Here is a 22,362-nt window from a genome sequence, read left to right as displayed (position 1 = left end):
TTCATATCAGGAGACAACATGGCAAGCCCCCACACCATCCTCGAGCGCGACGAATTCCGCACGCTCGACCAGCTCGCGCGCACCGATTTCCGCGCCTGGAGCATCGCCCACGAACGCGACGGCAAGCTGCCGGTCGAGAACCTCACGCGCATCCATGCGCTCGGCCTGCTGCACGCCGCAGCGACCAGCAACAACGGCGGTCGCGACGGCAGCCTGCTGGGCCGCGATCCCGGCGTCTTCCTGCAGGCGGTGCGCACCATCGCGCGCGGCGACAGTTCGACCGCGCACTGTTATCAGGTGCACAACCACACGCTGTGGCTGCTGGAAGAACTCGGCACGCCGCAGCAGCGCGAGCGCTTCCTGCAACCGCTGACTTCCAAGTTCAGCCTGCTGGCCTCGGTCGGCAGCGAGCCGGGCCGCACCAACATGTACGTGATGCAGACCAAGGCCAAACGCGTCGACGGCGGCTGGCAGCTCAACGGCGTCAAGAACTTCGCCACCAACGGCCCGCTGGCCGACTACATCATCGCCTTCGTGGCGATCGATGGCGTCGACGATTATTTCAAGAACCACATGATGGTGATCCTCGAGCCGGACATGCCCGGCATCACGCTCAGCGACGACTGGTACCAGCCGCATGGCATGCGCGCCGCGCGCAGCTCGGTGATCACGCTGCAGGACGTGTTCGTACCGGACAGCCACGTGCTGGGCGAGCCGGGTTCCTATCCCAAAGGTCGTTGGCAAGGTCGGTATCACCTCGGCTTCGCGGCAAATTACCTGGGCGCGTCGGAAGGTCTGTATGGCTGGTATCTCGACTACATCAAGGGACGCGGTCGCGCCACCAACGCGATCACGCAGCTGCGTACCGGTGAGATGCGCATCACGCTCGACAGCGCCGCCGCCTTGTTCAACGTCGCCATCGAGAGCTGGCAGAAGTCCGACGTGGTGGCGTCCGAACTGATTTCCATGAGCGCCAAGTCGGCCGCAGCGCATGCTGCCTTCAAGCTGACGCAGACCGTGGTGCACGCCTCCGGCGCGACCGCGCAGTTCGACGAACATCCGCTGGGCCGCTATATCCGCGACCTGGAAACCCACGTACTGCACGCCGGTCACGACCGCACCGCGCAGATCCTCGGCCAGGCCGAGCTGGGCGAGCAGTTCGACTCGACCTTGCAACGCTAGTCATCTTGCCGTGAACCGACTCGCCGACAAATTGCCGCTGACCGCATTCTTCCCACGACTGTCGTTCGGCAGTCGCGCGGTGTGGTCGACGCTGGCTTTGAGCACGGTGGGTGTGGGTGTGTTGTTGCGCGACTTGCTGGCGGGACATGCAACGGCAATCTGGTTCGGCTATGCCGCCGATCTCGGCCTGACGGTCTACCTGCTGTGCGAGGTGCATGTGCTGGCGCGCATGGTCAAGACCACCGTGTGGCTGACCTTGCTGCTGGCGCTGGCGGCGCTGCTGTCGTGGCCATCCGGCTGGCAGGTGGTGGCGCAGGGACTGGACCGCTCGACCACGGTGGCGGCGATTCTGGCGGCGATGGGCTTCATGGTGGAAGCGGCGCGCACTTCGTCGCTGATCCGCCGCGTCGGCTACACCGTGATCGGCCAACCGAAGTCGCGCCGCTACGTGGTGCTGACCACCGGTGCGCATCTGTTGGCGATCGTGCTCAACGTCGGCGCGATCAACCTGCTGGGCAACATGGTCCGGCGCAGCAACACGCTGGCAGCCGCCGGCGGCGACGCGCAATTGCAGGCGCAGCGTCTGCGCGAATCGTCGGTGGCGATCATCCGCGGCTTCGGCACGATGGCGATGTGGTCGCCGCTGTCGATCGGCTTTGCGGTGGCGCTGGCCTCGGTGCCGGCCTTGCACTGGCAGGAATTGCTGCCGTACGCGATGGCCCTGTCGCTGAGCTATCTGCTGCTCGGCTGGCTGCTGGACGGGGTGCACTGGAAGACTGCTGCGGCGATCAACACGTCATCGCCGCGCGCCGACTGGCGTGCGGTCCACGACTTCGTCGCATTGATCCTGGCCGTGATCGCCGCAGCATTAGCGGCGGCGTTCGCGCTGCATGCCAGCGTCAGCGACGGCGTGATGCTGGTGGTGCCGCCGGTGGCCCTGCTGTGGCTGGTGCGCCAGTACGCACGCGCCGGCGTGTCGTCAGCGCTGGCGCTGACGGCGCGGCGCATGCGGCAGCGCCTGTTTCAGATTTTCCCTGGCTTTCGCACCGAGATTTGCATGATCGCCTCTGGCGCTCTGCTCGGCACGCTGCTCGGCCACGCGCTGCATTTGCAGGCAATCCCGGCTTTGCTGGCGCAGGCGGCTTTGCATCCGGTGCTGCTGGCCGGCTTGCTGCTGCCGGCGATTATCGCGGTGGCGCAGCTTGGTGTCGGCGCGGTGGTCGGCATCGGCATCGTCAGCGCGGCGATTCCCGATCCGGCTTTGCTGGGATTGAAGCCGGTGGTGCTGGCCTTCGTGTTCCTGTCGAGCTGGGTGCTGGCCGGCGGCATCACGCCATACGGCGCCACCATCGCCATCATGGCGCGCGCCGCCGACGTACCGGGACGCATCGTCGCGTTGCAATGGAACGGCCGCTTTACGCTAGCCGGCTACGGAGTCAGCCTGGCGTGGTTCGCGGCGCTGCAGGCATGGACCTGAATACAAATTTTTGAAATGAGGATGACATGAGTAAAAAAACCGGCAAGGAAATCAGGATCAACGCCTTCGTGACGTTTGCACCCAGCCATCTGTCGCCGGGCTTGTGGTCGCATCCGCAGGACAAGTCGCTCGACTACAACACGCTGGAGTTCTGGAGCAATCTCGCGCGCGTGGCCGAGCAGGGCAAGTACGACGGCCTGTTCTGGGCCGACGGCATCAGCACCTACGACGTCTACGGCGGTTCGCACGATGCCGGCATCCGCGGCGCCCTGCAATTCCCGCGTCTTGATCCGTTGTTGCTGGTGGCGGCGATGGCGCAGGTCACCGAGCATCTCGGCTTTGCCGTGACCAGCAGCGTCACCTACGAGCCGCCGTACCTGTTCGCGCGCCGCATGTCGACGCTCGATCAGCTGACCAGGGGACGGGTAGGCTGGAACATCGTGACCAGCTTCGGCGACTCCGGCAGCAAGGCGCTCGGGCTCGGTCCCAGCAAGCCGCACGACCTGCGCTACGAGATCGCCGACGACTATCTCGACGTGGTCTACAAGCTGTGGGAAGGCAGCTGGGAAGACGACGCCGTCAAACGCGACCGCGCCACCAAGACCTTCGCCGATCCGTCCAAGGTACACGTGATCCGTCATGAAGGGCCGCACTACCAGATCGAGGGCGTGCACTTCAGCGAGCCGACGCCGCAGCGCACGCCGCTGCTGTACCAGGCCGGTTCGTCGGGACGCGGCAAGGACTTCGCCGCGCGCCATGCCGAATGCGTGTTCGTCAGCGCGCCGTCGAAGAACATCATTCGCGCCTCGGTCGCCGACACACGGCAGCGCGCCGCACAACTGGGTCGCAATCCCGACGACATCCTGTTCTTCATGCTGCTGACCGTGATCGTCGGCCGCACCGAGGCCGAAGCCCAGGCCAAGCTCGAAGACTACCGCCGCTACGTCAGCCCGGAGGGCGCGCTGGCGCTGTTCTCGCGCTGGAGCGGCGTCGACCTGGCCGGACGCGACGTCAACGAGCCGCTGCAATACGCCAAGAGCGAAGGCATGCAATCGACCATCGAAGGTTTCACCGTGGCTGATCCCGATCGCGTCTGGACCATCGGCGAGCTGGCGCAGCACAACGCCATCGGCGGCAAGGGGCCGGTGCTGGTCGGCACGCCCGAACAGGTCGCCGACATCATGCAGGAATGGATGGACGAGACTGACATTGACGGTTTCAACCTGAGCTACACGCTGCTGCCGCAAAGCCACATCGATTTCGTCGAACTGGTGGTGCCGGAGTTGCAGAAGCGCGGCGTCTACAAGAAGGAATACCGCGCCGGCACGCTGCGCGAAAAACTCTATGGCGCCAGCCCGCGCTTGCCCGACACGCATCCGGCGGCGGCGTTCCGGCGCGGCGCCGATGCAGCCGCAGATGCTCCCGCCGCCGCTGCCGAAATTCAATAACATCAAGGAGACTTTCATGACAACAACAGCAACACGTTACGAAACCATCAAGGTCAAGCCGGTCACGCCGCTGATCGGCGCCGAGATCGACGGCATCGACCTGACCCGTCCGCTTGAGCCGCAGCAAATTGCGGAAGTGCGCCAGGCGCTGTTGGACCACCTGGTGATCTTTTTCCGCGACCAGCCGCTGACGCTGGAGCAGCACAAGCGCTTCGGCCGCTATTTCGGCGAATTGCACGTGCATCCCAACACCAAAGGTCCGGAAGGCCATCCCGAAATCCTGCCGATCCACGCCGACCACAACACCGTGCGCATCGCCGGCGACCGCTGGCATTCGGACGTCTCGTGCGACGCCGAACCGCCGCTGGGCAGCATCCTGCATCTGCAGACCTTGCCCGAGCACGGCGGCGACACGCTGTTCTCGAATACCTATGCCGCCTATGAAGCGCTGTCGCCGGGCCTGCAGACTTACTTGCTGGGACTCACCGCGACGCACGACGGCGAGCAGGTGTATCGCAGCCGCAATCGCGGCAAGGGCATCGACGACCGCGACCGCGTCTATCCGAAGTCTTCGCATCCGATCGTGCGCACGCATCCGGAGAGCGGCCGCAAGGGCTTGTTCGTCAATTCCAATTTCACGACGCACATCGACAATGTGCCGCGGGAAGAGAGTGCGGCGATCCTCGCTTTCCTGTACCAGCATCTGGCCAAGCCGGATTTCCAGGTGCGCTTTCGCTGGCAGCCGGATTCGATCGCGTTCTGGGATAACCGCAGCGCCCAGCATCTGGCGGTGTGGGACTACTACCCGCAAGTGCGTTCCGGCTATCGCGTGACCGTCAAGGGCGACAAGCCGTTTTAAATTCCACCCAGGAGGCCGCATGTCCAACCACACCACACAACGCTCGGTCGCCATCGTCGGCGGCGGCATGGCCGGCACGCTGGCCGCGATCCGTCTGCTGCGCCAGGCGCAGACGCCGCTGCTGATCCGCATCTTCGATCCGAATCCCGAACTGGGACGCGGGCTGGCGTATTCCACCCCCGACTTCAGCCACCGCCTCAACGGCCCGGCCAAGGCCTTCAGCCTGCGTCCCGACGACGCCGCGCATTTCGCAAACTGGCTGCAATTGCGCGCCGACCGATCGGGCTGGAACGAGTTCGACGACAAGCTGCTGGCGTTCGCGCCGCGCTGGATGTTCGGCGACTACCTGCGCGACGAGTTGCGGCTGGCGCTGCAGGACGCTGCACCCGGCGTTGAAGTCGAACACATCCTGGCCAAGGTCAGCGACGTCAGCGAAGATCACGGCCGCGTGCGCGTGACGGTCGACAACGGCCACGCCGTGCGCGAGTTCAGCGCCGACCATCTGTTGCTGGCGCCTGGCGTATTCAAGTCGCGTCCCGGTTTTGCCGTCACGCAGGCGCTGGAAGACGATGGCCGCTACCTGGCCGATCCGTGGAATCCGGATGCACTCGACAAGCTCAAGGGCGCCACCGACGTGCTGCTGATCGGCAGCAGCCTGACCATGATCGACGCCGTGGTGGCGCTGGAGGCGCGCGGCTATCGCGGCAAGTATCACGTGGTCTCGCGGCGCGGCCTGGTGCCGGTGGCGCGCCATGAAGTGGCGGCGTGGCCCGAGTTCCTGACCGACACCGGCGCACCCACGACCGCGCGCGACATCTTGCGCACTGTGCGGGCGCAGATTGCGAAGGCCAAGGACAGTGGCGACGACTGGCAACGCGTGGTGATGGCGGTGCGTCCGCATCTGACGCGCCTGTGGAAGGCTGCTGCACTGAGCGAGCGCCAGCGCTTCATGCGCCACGTGCGCGCGTACTGGGACATGTTCCTGCATCGGGTGCCGCCGCCGAGTGCGGAGGTCTTTGACGCAGTGCGCGCTGCCGGTCGCTTGCAGGTGCATACCGGCACGCCGGTCGAGCTGCATGAAGAGTCGGCCGGCAAGGTCGCGGTGGCGGTGCGCCTGCGCGGCCAGCAGCAAGTGCAGCCGGCATTGACGCTGGTGGCCGACGCCGTGATCAATTGCACCGGCTTCGAATACGTGTGGAAGCGCGTCAGCGGCGAACCGTTGCTGGGTCGTTTGCTGGAGAAGGGTTATGTACGCCCGAGCGCACTCAATCTCGGCATCGACGCCGATCCGCAGACGCTGGCCGTGATCGGCGCCGACGGCCAGCCCTCGACCCTGATCTCTACCAGCGGCCTGCCCTTGCGCGGCGTGCTGTTCGAGTCCGGCACCATCGCCGAATTGTTGCGCCAGGCAGTGCTGCTGGCGCCGCGTCTTGATGCGGCCGGCAATCACAGCAATCAAAACTACGCGGCTGCGTTGAACGCGGCCTAGTTGCATTCGAGGAAAAATCATGGCAAAAGAAATCCGCATGAACGCCTTTGCGCTGCACAGCCCGGTGCATCACTCGCCGGGCCTGTGGCGCCATCCGCGTGATCGCTCGCTGACCTACAACACGCTCGACTACTGGGTCAATCTGGCCAAGGTGCTGGAGCGCGGCTTCATCGATGCGCTGTTCATGGCCGACAGCATCGGCGTCAACGACGTCTTCGGCGGCAATCTCGACACGGCGCTGCGCTACGGCGCACAGGTGCCGAAGCAGGATCCGATGCTGTCGATTTCGGCGATGGCTTACGCGACGAAGCATCTCGGCTTCGGCGTCACCAGCAACGCCAACCACGAGCCGCCGTATGTGTTCGCGCGGCGCATGTCGACGCTGGATCACCTGACCAACGGCCGCATCGGCTGGAACATTGTCACCGGCCACAGCACCAGCGGCGTGCGCGCGCTCGGCCACAGCAAGGTGACGGCCCACGACGAGCGCTATGACATCGCCGACGAATACATGGACGTGGTCTACAAGCTGTGGGAGTCGAGCTGGGAAGATGGCGCCGTGCTGCGCGACGTCGCCACCGGCGAGTTCGCCGATCCGCGCCTTATCCACAAGATCGTGCACGAAGGAAAATACTTCAAGCTGGAAGGCGTGCACCTGACCGAGCCGTCGCGCCAGCGCACGCCGGTGTTGTTCCAGGCCGGTTCGTCGACGCGCGGCAAGGCCTTCGCCGGCCGCCATGCCGAATGCATCTACCTGAGCGGCCCGAGCATCAAGACCATCGCGCCGGTGGTGGCCGATACGCGCAGCCAGGCAGTGCTGGCGGGGCGCCACGCCGACGACATCAAGTTCTTCTCGATGGCGACCATCATCGTCGGTCGCACCGAAAAGGAAGCGCAGGAAAAATTCCGCGACTACCAGAACTACATCAATCCGCAGGCGGCGCTGGCGATGTTCTCGGGCTGGACCGGCATCGATTTTTCCAAATATGATCCCGACGAGCCTATCCGTTACCTCAAGCTCGACGCCGGCATCAGTTCGGCGCTGGAAAATTTCACCATCGGCGATCCGGACCGTGTCTGGACTGTCGGCGAACTGGCGCGCCACAACGCCATCGGCGGCCGCGGTCCGTTGTTCATCGGCTCGGTGGAACAGGTGGCCGACGCCATCGAGCACTGGGTCGATGCCACCGACGTCGACGGCCTCAACCTGAGTTATGCCGTGACGCCGGAGGCCTACGAGGATTTTGCCGACCTGGTGGCGCCCGAACTGCAACGGCGCGGCCGCTACAAGACCGCGTATCAGGAGGGTACGTTGCGCGAGAAGCTGGGCGGCGCCTCGCCCTTGTTGCCGGCACGGCATCCGGCGGCGGGATTCCGCCAGGGACGGAATCCTGAGGTAGTGGCGGCGGCAGCGTAGTTATGAAAAATCCGCGCATGCATGCTCGGATTGATTCGTAGCTGCGCGGCGGCGGGGCAGGTATAGTGAACCCACGCTATCCTCTCCTGCGCAGCAGCGCCAACATGTGAACAGATTCAGTGAGCGGATTCAATGAGCAGCCACTTTGCAGATAGCACTGGGCCGCGCGAATCTCCTCACCGAATCTGTTCACATGTCGGGGTTGCAATATGAACAGATTTTCACAATCTATTTGCGCAAATTCAAAAAAGCCCCGTCACGGCAACGTGCGGGGCTTTTTGTTTGGGGATGCGAGATCAGGTGGAGCAGTCCTGCAAAAATTCTCTATTTTTTGTAGCTGTACACGCCGATGCGCGCATTCGGATCGATCTGACGAATGTAGAGCTGGTAAGTATCGCCGCTGCTGGTCTTCAGCTTGGCCATCTTGCTTTGTTTGCAACATGACGGGCAGGCCACCTTCTTTTCCTGGATCGGGCGCGCGTCGGGCGACAGCTGCAGCATGAGCTGGCCGCAGTGCGGGCACGCCAGGCTGATGTCTTGCCCGTAGATTGTTGCGTGGGATGTCTGTGTGTTCGATTTCATGGTCGATTATTCTTATGGGGGGGGCGATTATAACCAAAGCCGCAAGGACAACAAGGAACAGCAAGCGGACGAATGTATCACATTTTCCTGACGCGTCAGGCGATTTCAGGCCAGGTTTCCGGCAGCGTGTTTTCCTGCTCTTTTTTCATCGCCCGGCGCACATGTCGCGTGGCGATTGCCTCAGGATGGAAGTAGCGTCCAACCCATGCCGCGAATTGTTCCAGCGCCGAGCACAACACGAAATAAATGGCGCCGACGAACATGAAAATCTCCATCGGATAAATCATCAACCGGCTGTTCACCTGCGACGCCACGAACGACAATTCGCCGACGCCGACGATGTAGGCCAGCGAACTGTCCTTGATCAGCGTCACCCACTGATTGATGAAGGACGGCAGCATCATCTGCAGCGCCTGCGGCAGCACGATCCAGCGCAGCACATGCAGGCGCGGCAGGCCGAGCGAGAGGCCTGCGTCCCATTGGCCGCTGCGAATGCCGGCAATCCCCGCCGCCACCGAATGCGCCAGATAGGCGGCGCTCACCAGCGACAGCGCAAACATCACCGACAGCACGCCGGGCACGTCGATGCCGAACGCAATCGGCAGCAGGAAGTAAGTCCAGAAGATCAGCATCAGCACCGGAATCGCGCGGAAAAATCCCAGCGCCAGCGTGAGCAGGTTGCGCATCGCGCCGCTGCTCATCGCCAGCACCACGCCGAACACCACGCCGAGCAGCGCCGACAGCAGCGCTGAGCCGACGCTCAGCAGCAGCGTCAGTGCGGCGCCGCCGAGCGGTCCGTCTGGATACGATCCCCACAGCAGATAGGGCAGATTGTCGAGCAGCACGGCGAATTCCATCAATGCCTCCCCTTGCCGCCATGTGCGAGGCGCACCTGCAAATGCCAGTGGCCAAGGCTCTCGATCAATGCGATGGCGACGATATACAGCAGCGTGGCGAAGCCGAAGGCCTGGAAGGTACGGAAGGTCTCGGCCTCTACCTGGCGCGAGGTGTACGACAATTCGGCAAGGCCGATGGCCATCGTCAGCGAAGTGTTCTTGAGGATGTTCATGTACTGGCCGAGCAGCGGCGGCAGCGCGATGCGTACGGCTTGCGGCAGCACGATGTAGCGCACCACCTGCAAGCGGGTCAGGCCGATGGCGGCTCCGGCCAGTGATTGCGCGGCCGGCACGCCGCGCATGCCGGCGCGGAATTCTTCGCTGACGTAGGCGGTGGAGTAGAGCACCACGCCGATCATCGCCGCCAGGAATTCAAACGACGGCCAGCTCAGCGTCAGCACGCCCAGCAAGCGGATGCTGTGGGTGGCGTTGAGCCACTCCATCGCGCCTTCGGGGAATAGGGCGGGCACGCCGAAATACCAGAACAGCAACTGCACCAGCAGCGGCGTGTTGCGAAACAGCGAGGTGTAGGCTGCGGCCGGCAACCGCAAGCCGGCATGTGCGCTCGAGCGTGCCGCCGCCAGGAAGAAGCCGAGCAGCGTCGCCAGCACCACCGTCGCGGCGCTGAGCAGCAGGGTGGTCTGGAAGCCGTGCCACATCCACAGCAGATATTTGGGGGCGAGCAGCTGGCTGGTATCGAAATGGGAGAGCATGGAGATCAGGACGCCAATTAAGCGGTAGCAATCAGTGAGGTAGCCAAAACGAGAACAGCCGCACGAAGCGGCTGGTTCTCATCGCGAACGATCTGCTTATTTGTCGCGCAGCTTGGTGTCGCCGATCTTGAACAGGCGCGGCAGCGGCGATTTGCTTTGCGGGCCGAACCACTTGTCATAGATCAGTTGTGCGGTACCGGTCTTCTCGAGGTCGCGCAGCCAGTCATTCAGGAAGGCAACCAGGCGCGTCTCCCCCTTGGGAACGCCGACGCCCTCATATTCTTCCGAGATTGCGAAGGCCGGGATTTCGTATTTGTCCTTGTCCGGCAGCGCCGCCAGGATCGCGGTCAGCTTGGAGCCATCCTGACTGAACGCCTGGATGTTGCCGTTGCGCAGTGCGGCCAGACCGAGTGGGGTGTCGTCATACAGCACCACCTTGGTGTCGGGATACTTTTCACGCAGCGTGGTTTCCATGGTGGTTCCCTTGTCGGTGCCGACGCGGATGTCCTTGATGCCGTCGGCGTTCTTCAGCACGCCCTTCCTGGCGAGGAATTGCTGGCCCGAAGCGAAGTAAGGAATGCTGAAGTCGATAACCTTGGCGCGGTCTTCGGTAATCGTGAAATTGGCGAACACCAGGTCGACCTTGTTGGACGACAGCAGCGGAATGCGGTTGGCCGGATTGGTCGGGACGATTTCCACCTTCACGCCGAGTTTCTTGCCGAGCTCGTTGGCGTAGTCGATGTCGAGGCCGACGATTTTTTTGCTGGTCGCATCGACGTAGCCGAACGGCGGATTTCCGTCAAAAGCAGCTACTCGCAGTACGCCGGCCTTTTTGATGTCGTCGAGCTTGTCGGCGTGGGCGGCAGCCGGCAGCAAGGTCAGCGCAAGGGCGGACGCAAAGAACAAAGGGGACAGTGAAGCACGCAATTTCATGGATATTTTCCTTGTTGTCGTGAAATGGTGGGATGCGTTTCAATGCAGGCGGATAGCCGGCGAGGTCCTGCATCCCGTTGGCGCGGATGCACCAAATGGGAGCGAGTATAGGAAGACGCGACGGGATCTGGGAACGACTATTTACGGCTTTGTTTATGCGGAAAACAGCGCAGGAAAAATGCGTAAGGGGAGCAGCGGAAGGTGGTGGAAAATGAAAAGAAAAACGACGAGGGAAGAATGCGACAAACCGGCGTCATTGCAGAGATTGCAGTTCGCCGGTCAGTTAAACAACTTCAGTCCGCGGCGGCGCGATGCCGGGGCGGACTGTCTGTCATCGACATGCAGCGGTCGATCAACGTGTGGTGTTGATGTAGTTGTTGCGAGCGACGTCGCCGCGAGTCTGGCTGAGTTCGGCCAGGACGTCAGCGCGGGTCTTGCTCGATACGACAGGAGCAGGATTGAACGTGTCCTGATAGTTGCGGCGACCCAGGTCACCACCTGCTTGCTTCACTTCGGCGACGACTTCAGCACGTGTCTTGGTCGAGGTGAACGCTTGTTGTGGTGGATATGGAGTTTCGGCAAGTGCGGAACCGGCGGCGGCGATCAGGGCAGTAGCGGCGATAATTTTAGCGATGTTCATTTTATTCTCTCTGAGTAAGTGGCAATTAAGTTGAAGTACCTGGTTGAAACAACAGCGATGCCGGCAGAAAATTAATGAGTACTGCCGGGCGCATTACCGAGATAGGTTCAGAGTTTTGTTTTGCAACCACTTATTTTCGTGTTATCCGAACATGAAATGACTGATATAAAAATATCGTCTGACTGAAGGCCTTTGTTCCTGAGGCCCGGACAATCGTCTGCATTGTTCGGGTAAATCCGCCGGTTTTTTCCGCTGCTGTCAGAGGCCGACGACGAAATGGGAAGCCTGCAAGCCCGATTGTTCCAGAAAGGCGAACACAGAATCAGCGCCGATGGTTTCAATGCGATCGCTGAAACGCTTTTCGTTGGGATGATCGTCGAAGGCAATGTTGGCTTTGAACATCCGCGCGCCGAGCCGGGTCATGGGGCCGAGGTCGAGCACGGTCGGCTGGTAGCCCTTGAACTTGAGCCATGCCTGGGCTTGCTCGCGGGTGTGGATGCTGTTTTCCTGCGCCATCGCCAATGTTTCCAATACCCATTGATTCGATTGCTGGTACTTGTCGCCCCAGGCGTACGACAGCATGTTGTAGGCGGCAATATGTCCGGCCAGCACTTTTGCCGGGTCGGTCAGCACGGTGCGCAGGCGTTGCTGCACTTCCGGCGCCGGCACGGCGACCGCCGCTTCGAAGCGATAGGGATCGTCGAGGAAGAACTGGCCCATGCCTTGTTCGTAGATGTTGCTGACGGCGGTGCCGCATTCGTTGAGCTTGTGCACGATGGTCCAGTGGCCATCCTGCTTGTAGGCGAAGCCGAGATGCGAATAGCGTTGCCGGTATTTGCTCAGATCCTGGCCGGCGCGCGCGATGATGACCACATCGGCGCCGCTGGCGTCGAGCTGGGCGACGGTCTTGACGGCCATGGCGATGCCTTGTGCCACGCGTGTTTCCGTCGGCGGCTTTTGTTCGCAGGCTTGCCCGGCATGCGCGATGGCAGGCAGCGCCAGATGCAATGCCACGAGTGCGGCGAGGACGATTTTTTTTATCATGTTGTGCTCCGTGTCGTTGAATGATCGTGTGCTGCGGTCGTTTAAATTTTTCAGGAAACTTTCTTGCTCTTCATGAGCGCCTTGCCGAGTTCGTTCGGGATGATCGCCAACACCTTGCCGGCGCTGACCAGCAGCATGCCGGCCGAGGTGGCGGTGGCCTGGATGACCGAGCCGACGCCGACCGACACGGCGCCGCTGGCGTTGGCGGTGATGGTCACCGAGCCGCGCACGCCGGCGCCGATTTTCTCCACTACATAGACCGAGCCCTTGCCCGAGGCTTCGACGCTCTTGACGAGGTACTCGCTGCCTTCGGAGATGAAGTAGGCCGGCGCCGCGATCGATGCCACTACCGACAGTGCGGAGGCGTCGCTGGCAGTCGATTGCGCCGATGCAGGTTGCGCCAGCAAGGCCGACGACAGGGCCACAGCCAGCGACAGGGTGGAAACGATGCGGCGCAGGTTCAATGTGTTCATGATGTTGTTCTCCGGTTTTTACGTTTAAGTGGTGTTGAGGGAAGCGCGTCGTTGAAGCGCAGGCGGACTTTATCAACGGTATCGGTATTTGTATTTATTCAATCAAAAGTAGCGAACGACTTATACGAAAGTATTGATATATGATACTTTTCAAGAAATTCGAATTGAAGGAGATGCAGATGGCCCAGGCCCAGGCGCTGATAGACGCCCTCAAGAACGTGCTCAAGGCGCGCGGCATGACGTATGCAAAGCTCGGCAAGGGACTCGGCCTGAGCGAGGCCAGCGTGAAGCGGGTATTTGCGGAGAAGAGTTTTTCGCTGGAGCGCTTCGACCAGGTGTGCGGCCTGCTCGGCATCCAGATCAGCGATCTCGCACGCATGGTGGCGCACGATGCGGCCACGCCGGCGCAGCTGACGATCGAACAGGAGAACAAGCTGGTATCGGATCCGCGGCTGTTGCTGATCGCCGTGCATGCGGTCAATCACTGGAGCATGGAAGAGATCCTGGAGGCTTTCGATTTTTCGCGTGCGGAATGCGTGCGCCTGCTGGCGCGCCTCGACAAGCTGGGCATCATCGACCTGCTGCCCAACAACAAGATACGGGTACGCGTCGCGCCGGATTTCAGCTGGCTGCCGGGCGGCCCGATACAGCAATATTTCCGCGCCCAGCTGCGCAACGATTTCTTCAACTCACGTTTTGACGGCGAGCGCGAAAAGATGAGCATGGTCAGCGGCATGTTGTCGCCGGCCAGCAATGCGCTCATGCAGCAGCACATGCGCCGCATCGCGGCGGAATTCTCGGCGCTGCATCATCAGGACCTGGAGTTGCCGCTGGCGCAGCGCGACGGCACCAGCCTGATCCTGGCGATGCGGCCGTGGTCGCCGGAGTCGTTCAAGGCCATGCAGAAGAAGCGCTGACTTGCCACGCCGGGCCGTTCGCTCAGGCCGGCGTCGCCAGCAACTCTTCCACGTAGGCGACGAAGGCGCGCGCCTTGGCGCTGGCCATGCGCCCGCCCGGGTACAGCGCCCACAAGTCGATCGGCGGCAGGCTCCAGTCGGTCAGCACACGCACCAGCTCGCCGCTCGCGAGTTCCGGTTCAAACATCCATTCCGATGAAATCGCCAGCCCCATGTCGGCCAGCACGGCGGCGCGCACGCCTTCGGCGGCGTTGACCTTGATGCGTCCGGAGACCGATACCGTTACCTCGTCGGCGCCGCGGCGGAACGACCACGTCGTGCCGCCGCTGCCGCGTCCGTAAATCACCGCCGCGTGCCGGCTCAGCTCGGCCGGCCCGGCCGGTACGCCATGCGCGGCGAAGTAGGCCGGCGTGGCGATGACCGAGCGCGCGCCTTGCGCAATCTTGCGCGCCGTCATGCCGGAGTCGCTCAGCACGCCCATGCGCAGCGCGACGTCGATGCCTTCTTCCAGCATGTCGATATGCCGATCGTCCAGCACCACGTCGAGGCTGAGCTGGGGATGGCGGTCGAGGAAAGGTTTGAGATGGGGCAGGATGCGCAGGCGCGCGAAGGTCAGCGCCGCCGAAATCCTCAGCGGTCCGGACAGTTCGTTGCCGGCGCCGCGCGCGCTGCGGTCGGCTTCGTCGGCTTCGCCGATGGCGCGCAAGGCGCGTTCATAAAAACGCTGGCCGGCTTCGGTCGGCGTCAGGCCGCGCGTGGAGCGCAGCAGCAAGCGCACGCCGAGACGTTCTTCCAGTTGCGCCACCGCTTTCGAGACCGCCGGCTGGCCGACTTCCAGACGTCGTGCGGCGCTCGAAAACGAACCTGCTTCGACCACGTTGACGAAGGTTTCCATTGCGTTCAGGCGATCCATGTTGATTCCTCCATGGAATGAATAATAGCGTCTATCGCACCAATTTCGTCTGATATGACGCTCTTTATTCATTTTTGGAATGAATCATATGCCCAATGCAGACGTTCCGCCCATGCCCGATCAAGGCCAAGATAAGGGCGTCGATTGCCATCGCGATCCCCGGGCGACCCTCAGGCTGGACCTGCGCCTCGTCATTCTCACGAAAGGAAGCACCATGAACATCATCCCCATGAGCGCCGGTTTCGGCGCACGCATTCACAACGTCGACCTGGCGCGGCTGGGCGACGATCCGGACTCCGACATGCAGCAGGCGTTGCAGGCGGCGCTGCTGGAGTACGGCCTGCTGGTCATTCCGGGACCGGTGCTGTCGCCGCAGGACCAGATCGCCGCCTCTGAAGTATTCGGCGCGCTGGAGGAATTTCCACCGGCGCCGGGACAGATTGCCGGTTATCCGCAGATCTTCCGCGTCGCCAGTCGCGCTACCGAAGGTTATACCGGCGTCGGTCGCTACTGGCATTCGGACGGCTCGTTCCGCACGGTGCCGACGCCGATGTCGTTGTGGCATCTGGAAGCGCGCCCGGACGTCGGCGGCGACACCCTGTTCACCGATCTGCAGCAGGCCTGGCGCAGCCTGCCGGAGGAGCTGAAATCGCAGATACACGACTTGCGGACCACGCATCGCAATCATGTGGTACATCCGCTGGTGATGCCGCATCCGCACACCGGCGTTGAAGGTTTGTACCTCAACGTCGGCCTCACCAACAGCATCATCGACATGGAACGCGACGCCACCGAGCAACTGATCGCCACGCTCGACCGTCATCTGTCGCGCGAAGGTGCGGTATATCGGCATCAATGGAAGGAAGGCGACTTCGTGGTGGCGGACAACTTCCGTGTCGCGCATCGCGCCACGCCCTTGTCGCCATTGCAGCGGCGCGTGCTGAACCGCACCACGGTGCGCGGAGACGGTGCTTTCTGGGAGACGATGAAGGGGGATCAGGCAGTCGCGGTTGCTGCCTGACGGCGTCTACTGCAACAGGCCGCTGCCGCTCCTCGGGGTTGGCATCTGTTGCAGGCTGCTCGCCAGCACCGCTGCCGCCGAGCGCGTCTCCACGCCGAGTTTGACGAAAATGTGTTCGAGGTGCTTGTTGACCGTGCGTGGACTCATGCCGAGGATTTCGGCGATGTCGCGGTTGGTCTTGCCTTTGCCCAGCCACGCCAGTACGTCGCTTTCGCGCGGCGTCAGGTGGACGCTGCCCGGCGCCATCGGGGGGATCGCGGCGTCAGCGCTACCCAGCACAGCGGCATGCAGCAATGCCGTGCCAGCGCCTGCTGCGATGCCGGCAGCAAGATTCTTCTCTTCCAGCAGCAAGGTAATCTCGTGTCCCTGACCGGGCGCCGACAGTGCGACGCGCAGTTCGCAGTCGCCCTGTGTCGTCACCAGCGGACGGATGTCGCCGCCGCCCTGGCGCTGGCGCACCAGGCTTTCATTGAGCCAGGATTGCAGCAGCGCCGGCAGCTTGTGGCCGGTGCTTGCGCCGGCACCGACCGGAAAGTACTTTTCCAACCACAGCGAGGCCTTGCTGGTCTGCCACAGCGGCAGGCCGTTGCCGCTGAGGACGATGACGGCGTGGGCGGCATGTTCGAGCATGCCGCGCGCCTGCGACATCATGCGTGCGGTCTTGATGTGGGCGCCGATGCGCGCGACCACTTCCTGCGGCTTGATGGGCTTGGTCACGTAATCGATGCCGCCGACCTCGAAGCCGCGCACGACATGTTCGGTTTCGGTTAGTCCGGTCATGAACACCACCGGCACGTGGTTGACGCTCTTGATCAGCTTGATGCGTTTGCAGGTCTCAAAGCCGTCGATACCCGGCATCATCGCGTCCAGCAGGATCAGGTCGGGCGTGATGTAGTCGAGCCGCTCCAGCGCGCTGATGCCGTCGGTGGCGACCAGCACGATGTGGCCGCTCTCGTCGAGCGAATCGGACAGCATGGCCAGGTTGTCGGGCTTGTCGTCGACGATCAGGACGACATGCCGATCAAACGTTGTTGACATCATGACGAATCATCTCCTTGATGCGGGTGACATATTCATTCAGGCGGAACTGCTTGATCAGTTGCCTGAGTTCCGTGGTGAAGGGCAGGTAAGCCGAATTCTGCTGTTCCATCTCGTCGAGCTTTTTCAGAATTCCCTTGGCGTAGCCGATGGAGCCGAGCTCCAGCAAGGCCTGTAATTTTTCCTGCGAGGGCACCAGCATCATCGGCTGCGCGACGACGGTTTCTTTCACGGGAATGGAAAGAGGCAGGGGCGCCGACACCCAGTCGATGCGCAGCTGCTGGCGGATCTTTGACAGCAGTTCGTTGTACGACACCGGCTTGACCACGAAGTCGTTGTACAGCGGCGGATCGTTGCCCTCATGGACACGTTCATGGCTGCGCTCGTGTCCGCTTTCGAAGGCGTTGGCCGAGACGATGATGACCGGCAGCTGCGTCAGCCCGCGCGCGCGGATGGCGCGCGCCACCGACCAGCCGTCCATGACCGGCATGGCGATGTCGAGCAGCACCAGGTCGGGCGTGCGCCGCGTCAGTTCTTCGAGGCAGGCGATGCCGCCGTCTGCCTCGACCACCTCGAAGCCCAGCGGCAGCAGCATTTCCTTGAGCAGCAGGCGTTGCGAAGCCTGGTCGTCGACCACCAGCACGCGCTTGGAGGGGCCGATGTAACCGGACATCTGGTCTTCCAGTTTCAGGCGCGGCCGCGGCACATGAACTTCCGGCAGGTAAATCTTCAGGTGGAAACTGCTGCCGCTGCCGACCTTGCTCTTGACCGCCAGTTCGCCGCCCATGATGTGGGTGAGCATGCTGCTGATGGCCAGGCCCAGGCCGGTGCCGATGTCTTCGCGCAGGTTGGCGGCATTGCTGCGCTCGAACGGCAGGAAGATGCGTTCCAGATCGTCGTCGGCAATGCCGATGCCCGTGTCGATGATGTCGAAGTAGGCGATTTCGCGCATATAGCGCACGCGCACCGTCACGCTGCCGCTGTCGGTGAACTTGACGGCGTTGCCGAGCAGGTTGATCAGGATCTGGCGCAGGCGCTTCTGGTCGGCGTGCACGATGTGCGGGATGCGGCCGGTTTTTTCGAAACGGAAGCGCAGGCCTTTTTGCTCGGCCTGCGGTGCGAACATGCCGGCGATCTGTTCGAGGAATTCCGACAGCGCCAGTTCGTCCGAGGCCAGGCGCATCTTGCCGGCTTCGATTTTGGCGATGTCGAGCAGGCCGTCGATCAGGCTCAGCAGATGTTCGCCGCTGCGGCGGATCACCGCAATCGCATCCTTGCGCGCCGGTGGAATTGTCGCATCGACATGCAGGATCTGCGCATAGCCGAGGATGCTGTTCAAGGGGGTGCGCAACTCGTGGCTCATACCGGTAACGAAACGGCTCTTGGCCAGGTTGGCGGACTCGGCGGCTTCCTTGGCGCGCTGCAGTTCGGCGTCGGTCTGTTTGTGCGCTTCGATTTCCTGCAGCAGCAGATTGGTCTGGCGTTCCGATTCTTCGTGCGCGACGCTGCGGCTTTCATTGGTCAGGATCAGCCACCACGAACCGACGCCGATCAGCACCAGCAGCGTACAGAACAGCTTGATGAAAATGCTCTGGATGGAGTCGGGACCGCTGGTCGTCAGCCCGGAGATACCCGCCATCTGCTGGAAATACAGCATCCACAACACCACCGCCAGGCCGCCCGACAACAGGCCGAACACGATCAGGTAATGACCGATGCGCGTGTTGAGCTTGAGCGTGAAGCGCGACGGCAGCAATTTCTGCAGGGTGTTGAAAACCTGGTTCGGCAAGCGCGCCGCCGGCGTCTTGCAGCGGTCGTTGCAGCGCGCGTCGAGCGAACAGCACAGCGAGCAGATCGCGCCCTGGTAGGCCGGGCAGTGCGCCATGTCGGGCATTTCGAAATGGTTGCCGCAGATGACGCACTCGATCTCTGCGTGATGATGATCTGCGGTTTTTCCCGCATGCAGATGTTCCGACAGCGTGTCCTCACGCGCGATGTAGTAGCGGCTCTTGGTGGCAATCGCGATCAGCGGCGCCATCAGCAAGGCGGTGCCGAGCGCGATGAACGGCGACATCGCCGCCGCCAGTTTGCCGAGCACGCCGGACATGGCGATGGCGGAAAGGATGGAGGCAATCGCCATCGAACCCACGCCGACCGGATTGATGTCGTACAGATGCGCGCGCTTGAACTCGATGTGCGGCGGGCTCAGCTTGAGCGGCTTGTTGATCACCAGGTCCGACACCACCGCGCCTATCCACGAAATCGCCACCAGGCTGTACAGCGCCAGCACGTGTTCCAACGCATTGAACACGCCCAGCTCCATCAGCAGCACCGCAATCAGCACATTGAACACCAGCCACACCACCCGGCCTGGATGGCTGTGCGTAAGCCGCGCGAAGAAGTTGGACCACGCCAGCGAACCGGCATAGGCGTTGGTGACATTGATCTTGATCTGCGACACCACCACGAACAGCGCCACCGCACCCAGCACCAGCGCCGGATTGGAGAACACGTACTGATAGCCGATCAGGTACATCTGGGTCGGCTCCACCGCCTTGCCCATCGGCACCTCATGCTGGATCGCGAGGAAGGCCAGCAGCGCGCCGCCCAGCATCTTGGCGCCGCCCAGCAGGATCCATCCCGGTCCGGCCAGCAGCAGCGCAGTCCACCAGCGGCCGCGATTGGCCTGGGTCTTCTCCGGCAGGAAGCGCAGGAAGTCGACCTGCTCACCGATCTGCGCGATCAGCGAAAACGCCACCGTCGCGGCCGCGCCGAACAGATAGATATTGAACGAACCGCCTTCTTCGGCCCGGCCGGCGAAGGTGATCAGATTGGTGAGGGCTTCCGGTTCTTTATAGAGGACGCAGATATAAGGCAGCGCCAGCAGCACGATCCACAGCGGCTGCGTCCACATCTGCAGCCGGTTGATCAGCGTGATGCCGTACGCCACCATCGGAATCACGATCAGCGAACACAGCACGTAGCCGTAGACCAGCGGCAGGCCGAAATAGATTTCGATGGCCTGCGCCATGATGGCCGCCTCCAGCGCGAAGAAGATGAAGGTGAAGCTGGCGTAGATCAGCGAGGTGACGGTCGAGCCGATGTAGCCGAAGCCGGCGCCGCGCGTGAGCAGGTCCATGTCGACGCCGTACTTGGCGGCGTAATAACTGATCGGCAGTCCGGTCAGGAAAAACAGCACCACCACGCAGGCGATCGCCCAGAAGGTGTTGGTAAAACCATAACTCAAGGTGATCGCGCCGCTGATCGCTTCCAGCGCCAGGAACGAGGTCGCGCCCAGCGCCGTGTTGGCCAGGCGGAACTCCGACCAGCGCCGGAACGAGCGCGGCGTATAGCGCAGCGCATAGTCTTCCAGCGTCTCGTTGGCGACCCAGGTGTTGTAGTCGCGCCGGACTTTGACGATGCGTTGGATGGCGGGATTGGTCAAATTTTGCTCGCGTTGGTGATCAATGCCGGGGTGAGGGCGGACGCGGCGACTACGGCACTCCGGGGCAATTGCCGCGCCCTCTTCCCGACGAAGCAATTTTCAAACCAATCGGCCCAGGACGGCATACGTCAAATGACGTATGCGGACAGGCGTATGCGGCCGGGTTTTACTTCCGATTCACCAAAACACGGCAGCCGCACCACCTTCTTGCCACCGTAAAACGCACCAATACCATGCCGCGCACGAGCGAAACCTGTGCGACCGGGCGGACGGAATCACGCCCACCCGCGCCCGGGTTTTACGTCAAACAACGTATTGTTGCGCCGCACCGCAAAATCTATTCTCCATCCCAGAACGAGCAGGAAGCACAGCGGGAGGGAGAGAACACTCGCATGTCGGTCCCGGCTTTCGCCTCGTTTTGTTTCAATCGAATCAGCCGATTTAACTGATTCAGCCCGATCGACACGACCAAGTCCGATTACTTCCAATAACGCTCGAAAGGAGTACCGCATGTCGCACCGTTCCTCTTCCAAACCGCCTTCATCGCAACGCCGCAAGATCATGATGGGCATCGTCGCCGGTGCCGCCGGTGCCGCCATGGCGTTCCCCGGCCTGGCCATGGCGCAGCAATTCCCGACCGCCAAGGTCAACACTACCAAGCTGGCCATCACCGACACCGAAGTCACGGTCGGCCAGCTGCATTCGGCCACCGGCACGATGGCGATCAGCGAAACCGGTTCGATCCAGGCCGAACGCCTGGCGATCGACCAGATCAATTCCATGGGCGGCATCCTCGGTCGCAAGATCAAGATCATCCAGGAAGACGGCGCCAGCGACTGGCCGACCTTCGCCGAAAAAGCCAAGAAGCTGCTCGAGAACGACCACGTCGCCGCCGTGTTCGGCTGCTGGACCTCGGCCTCGCGCAAGGCCGTGCTGCCGGTCTTCGAAAAGGACAACGGCCTGCTCTACTACCCGACTTTCTATGAAGGCCTGGAGCAATCCAAGAACGTCTTCTACACCGGCCAGGAAGCCACGCAGCAAGTGCTGGCCGGCCTTAACTGGGTGGCCAAAGAGAAGAAAGCCAAGACCTTCTTCCTGATCGGCTCCGACTACATCTGGCCGCGCACTTCCAACAAGATCGCCCGCAAGCACATCGAGAACGTGCTCAAGGGTTCGGTGGTCGGCGAAGAGTATTACCCGCTCGGCAACACCCAGTTCGGTTCGCTGATCAACAAGATCAAGCTGAAAAAACCGGATGTGATTTTTGCCGACGTGGTCGGCGGCAGCAACGTCGCCTTCTACAAGCAATTGAAAGCGGCCGGCGTCACCGCCAAGACGCAGAACCTGCTGACCATCTCCGTGACCGAAGATGAAATGCTCGGCATCGGCGGCGAAAACGTCGAAGGCTTCTACGCCTCGATGAAGTATTTCCAAAGCCTCGACAACCCGAACAACAAGAAATTCGTGGCCGAGTTCAAGGCCAAGTTCGGCGCCAATTCGGTGATCGGCGACGTCACGCAGGCAGCCTACCTCGGCCCATGGCTGTGGAAGGCCGCGGTTGAAAAGGCCGGCAGCTTCGACGTCGACAAAGTGGTCGCCGCCTCGCCGGGCCTGGAGCTGAAGACCGCGCCGGAAGGCTACGTCAAGGTCCACGCCAACCATCACCTGTGGAGCAAGACCCGCATCGGCGAAGCGCAGAAGGACGGCCAGTTCAAGGTCATCTACGAGTCCGACCTGATCGAGCCGAATCCTTTCCCCAAGGGTTATCAATAAATCGCGGCATCTGATTTGTTGGCAGAAAAGCGGCGGCGCCTGTAGTGACATGCGGGCGCTGCCGCCCACGTAGTTGCAGTTGAATTATTGAATTTTGAAGTA

At 62.3% G+C, this 22,362-nt stretch carries 19 protein-coding genes; 9 read left to right on the top strand and 10 right to left on the bottom strand.

Features of this window, described 5'->3' with window-relative positions; genetic code table 11:
- The first annotated feature begins 18 nt into the window (after window positions 1-18).
- Genes ACIROW_RS12545 through ACIROW_RS12520 form a run of 6 tightly spaced genes read left to right on the top strand, consistent with a single transcriptional unit; the run spans window position 19 to window position 7,872 of the window.
- The gene (locus ACIROW_RS12545; RefSeq protein WP_402275864.1) at window positions 19-1,182 is read left to right on the top strand and encodes an acyl-CoA dehydrogenase family protein; all 1,164 of its coding nucleotides are present in this window, start codon (window positions 19-21) and stop codon (window positions 1,180-1,182) included.
- Between the two features lie 10 nt (window positions 1,183-1,192).
- Window positions 1,193-2,659, top strand: coding sequence for a hypothetical protein (locus ACIROW_RS12540; RefSeq protein WP_402275861.1), 1,467 nt, complete (start codon window positions 1,193-1,195; stop codon window positions 2,657-2,659).
- A gap of 26 nt (window positions 2,660-2,685) precedes the next feature.
- Window positions 2,686-4,107 (top strand): LLM class flavin-dependent oxidoreductase, encoded by a 1,422-nt coding sequence (locus ACIROW_RS12535; RefSeq protein ID WP_402275858.1) that lies wholly within the window; start codon window positions 2,686-2,688, stop codon window positions 4,105-4,107.
- Between the two features lie 16 nt (window positions 4,108-4,123).
- Complete coding sequence (locus tag ACIROW_RS12530) at window positions 4,124-4,966, top strand: TauD/TfdA dioxygenase family protein (protein ID WP_402275857.1); 843 nt, start codon at window positions 4,124-4,126, stop codon at window positions 4,964-4,966.
- Window positions 4,967-4,985: 19 nt separating this feature from the next.
- A complete protein-coding gene (locus ACIROW_RS12525; RefSeq protein WP_402275855.1) occupies window positions 4,986-6,455 on the top strand; it encodes an FAD/NAD(P)-binding protein in 1,470 nt (489 codons plus the stop codon).
- Window positions 6,456-6,474: 19 nt separating this feature from the next.
- Window positions 6,475-7,872, top strand: coding sequence for an LLM class flavin-dependent oxidoreductase (locus ACIROW_RS12520; RefSeq protein ID WP_402275852.1), 1,398 nt, complete (start codon window positions 6,475-6,477; stop codon window positions 7,870-7,872).
- 324 nt (window positions 7,873-8,196) lie between these two features.
- On the opposite strand, the gene ACIROW_RS12515 is transcribed toward ACIROW_RS12520, so the two are convergent.
- The 7 genes from ACIROW_RS12515 to ACIROW_RS12485 form a co-directional block, all read right to left on the bottom strand.
- Window positions 8,197-8,454 (bottom strand): hypothetical protein, encoded by a 258-nt coding sequence (locus tag ACIROW_RS12515; RefSeq protein WP_157137835.1) that lies wholly within the window; start codon window positions 8,452-8,454, stop codon window positions 8,197-8,199.
- 95 nt (window positions 8,455-8,549) lie between these two features.
- Complete coding sequence (locus ACIROW_RS12510) at window positions 8,550-9,311, bottom strand: amino acid ABC transporter permease (protein ID WP_402275849.1); 762 nt, start codon at window positions 9,309-9,311, stop codon at window positions 8,550-8,552.
- Window positions 9,311-10,063, bottom strand: a complete 753-nt coding sequence (locus tag ACIROW_RS12505) for an amino acid ABC transporter permease (RefSeq protein ID WP_402275847.1) — start codon at window positions 10,061-10,063, stop codon at window positions 9,311-9,313. The genes ACIROW_RS12510 and ACIROW_RS12505 overlap by 1 nt, the downstream gene beginning before the upstream one ends.
- Window positions 10,064-10,159: 96 nt before the next feature.
- Window positions 10,160-10,996 carry an ABC transporter substrate-binding protein gene (locus ACIROW_RS12500; protein ID WP_402275845.1) on the bottom strand — a complete coding sequence of 279 codons (837 nt, stop codon included), beginning with the start codon at window positions 10,994-10,996 and terminating at the stop codon, window positions 10,160-10,162.
- A gap of 352 nt (window positions 10,997-11,348) precedes the next feature.
- The gene (locus ACIROW_RS12495) at window positions 11,349-11,636 is read right to left on the bottom strand and encodes a DUF4148 domain-containing protein (RefSeq protein WP_402275843.1); all 288 of its coding nucleotides are present in this window, start codon (window positions 11,634-11,636) and stop codon (window positions 11,349-11,351) included.
- Between the two features lie 258 nt (window positions 11,637-11,894).
- Window positions 11,895-12,680, bottom strand: a complete 786-nt coding sequence (locus tag ACIROW_RS12490) for a DUF2145 domain-containing protein (protein WP_402275841.1) — start codon at window positions 12,678-12,680, stop codon at window positions 11,895-11,897.
- Between the two features lie 50 nt (window positions 12,681-12,730).
- Window positions 12,731-13,153, bottom strand: a complete 423-nt coding sequence (locus tag ACIROW_RS12485; RefSeq protein ID WP_402275839.1) for a hypothetical protein — start codon at window positions 13,151-13,153, stop codon at window positions 12,731-12,733.
- 179 nt (window positions 13,154-13,332) lie between these two features.
- Here ACIROW_RS12485 and ACIROW_RS12480 point away from each other — a divergent pair, with 179 nt between their 5' ends.
- Window positions 13,333-14,070, top strand: coding sequence for a helix-turn-helix domain-containing protein (locus ACIROW_RS12480; RefSeq protein WP_402275838.1), 738 nt, complete (start codon window positions 13,333-13,335; stop codon window positions 14,068-14,070).
- Between the two features lie 22 nt (window positions 14,071-14,092).
- Here ACIROW_RS12480 and ACIROW_RS12475 read toward each other — a convergent pair whose 3' ends face one another.
- Window positions 14,093-14,983, bottom strand: coding sequence for a LysR family transcriptional regulator (locus tag ACIROW_RS12475; RefSeq protein ID WP_402275835.1), 891 nt, complete (start codon window positions 14,981-14,983; stop codon window positions 14,093-14,095).
- A gap of 214 nt (window positions 14,984-15,197) precedes the next feature.
- Between ACIROW_RS12475 and ACIROW_RS12470 the strand changes: the two genes are divergently transcribed.
- A complete protein-coding gene (locus tag ACIROW_RS12470) occupies window positions 15,198-16,004 on the top strand; it encodes a TauD/TfdA dioxygenase family protein (protein WP_402275832.1) in 807 nt (268 codons plus the stop codon).
- 6 nt (window positions 16,005-16,010) lie between these two features.
- Here the strand turns inward: ACIROW_RS12470 and ACIROW_RS12465 are convergent, their stop codons facing one another.
- Both ACIROW_RS12465 and ACIROW_RS12460 read right to left on the bottom strand, forming a co-directional pair.
- On the bottom strand, window positions 16,011-17,045 hold the full coding sequence (locus ACIROW_RS12465) for a response regulator (protein ID WP_402275830.1): 1,035 nt from the start codon (window positions 17,043-17,045) through the stop codon (window positions 16,011-16,013).
- Window positions 17,026-20,487, bottom strand: coding sequence for an ATP-binding protein (locus ACIROW_RS12460; protein WP_402275827.1), 3,462 nt, complete (start codon window positions 20,485-20,487; stop codon window positions 17,026-17,028). Before ACIROW_RS12460 ends, ACIROW_RS12465 begins: the two co-directional genes overlap by 20 nt.
- Before the next feature lie 510 nt (window positions 20,488-20,997).
- On the opposite strand from ACIROW_RS12460, the gene urtA reads away from it, so the two are divergent.
- Entirely contained in the window at window positions 20,998-22,260 is a 1,263-nt protein-coding gene (gene urtA, locus ACIROW_RS12455; RefSeq protein ID WP_016834172.1) for an urea ABC transporter substrate-binding protein, read from the top strand.
- Window positions 22,261-22,362 lie beyond the last annotated feature (102 nt).

The sequence above is a fragment of the Herbaspirillum sp. NPDC101397 genome (genome assembly GCF_044767325.1).
Lineage (GTDB): Bacteria > Pseudomonadota > Gammaproteobacteria > Burkholderiales > Burkholderiaceae_D > Herbaspirillum.
The sequence above is the reverse complement of the archived record's forward strand: the minus strand, read 5'-3'. Positions and strand labels throughout refer to the sequence as shown.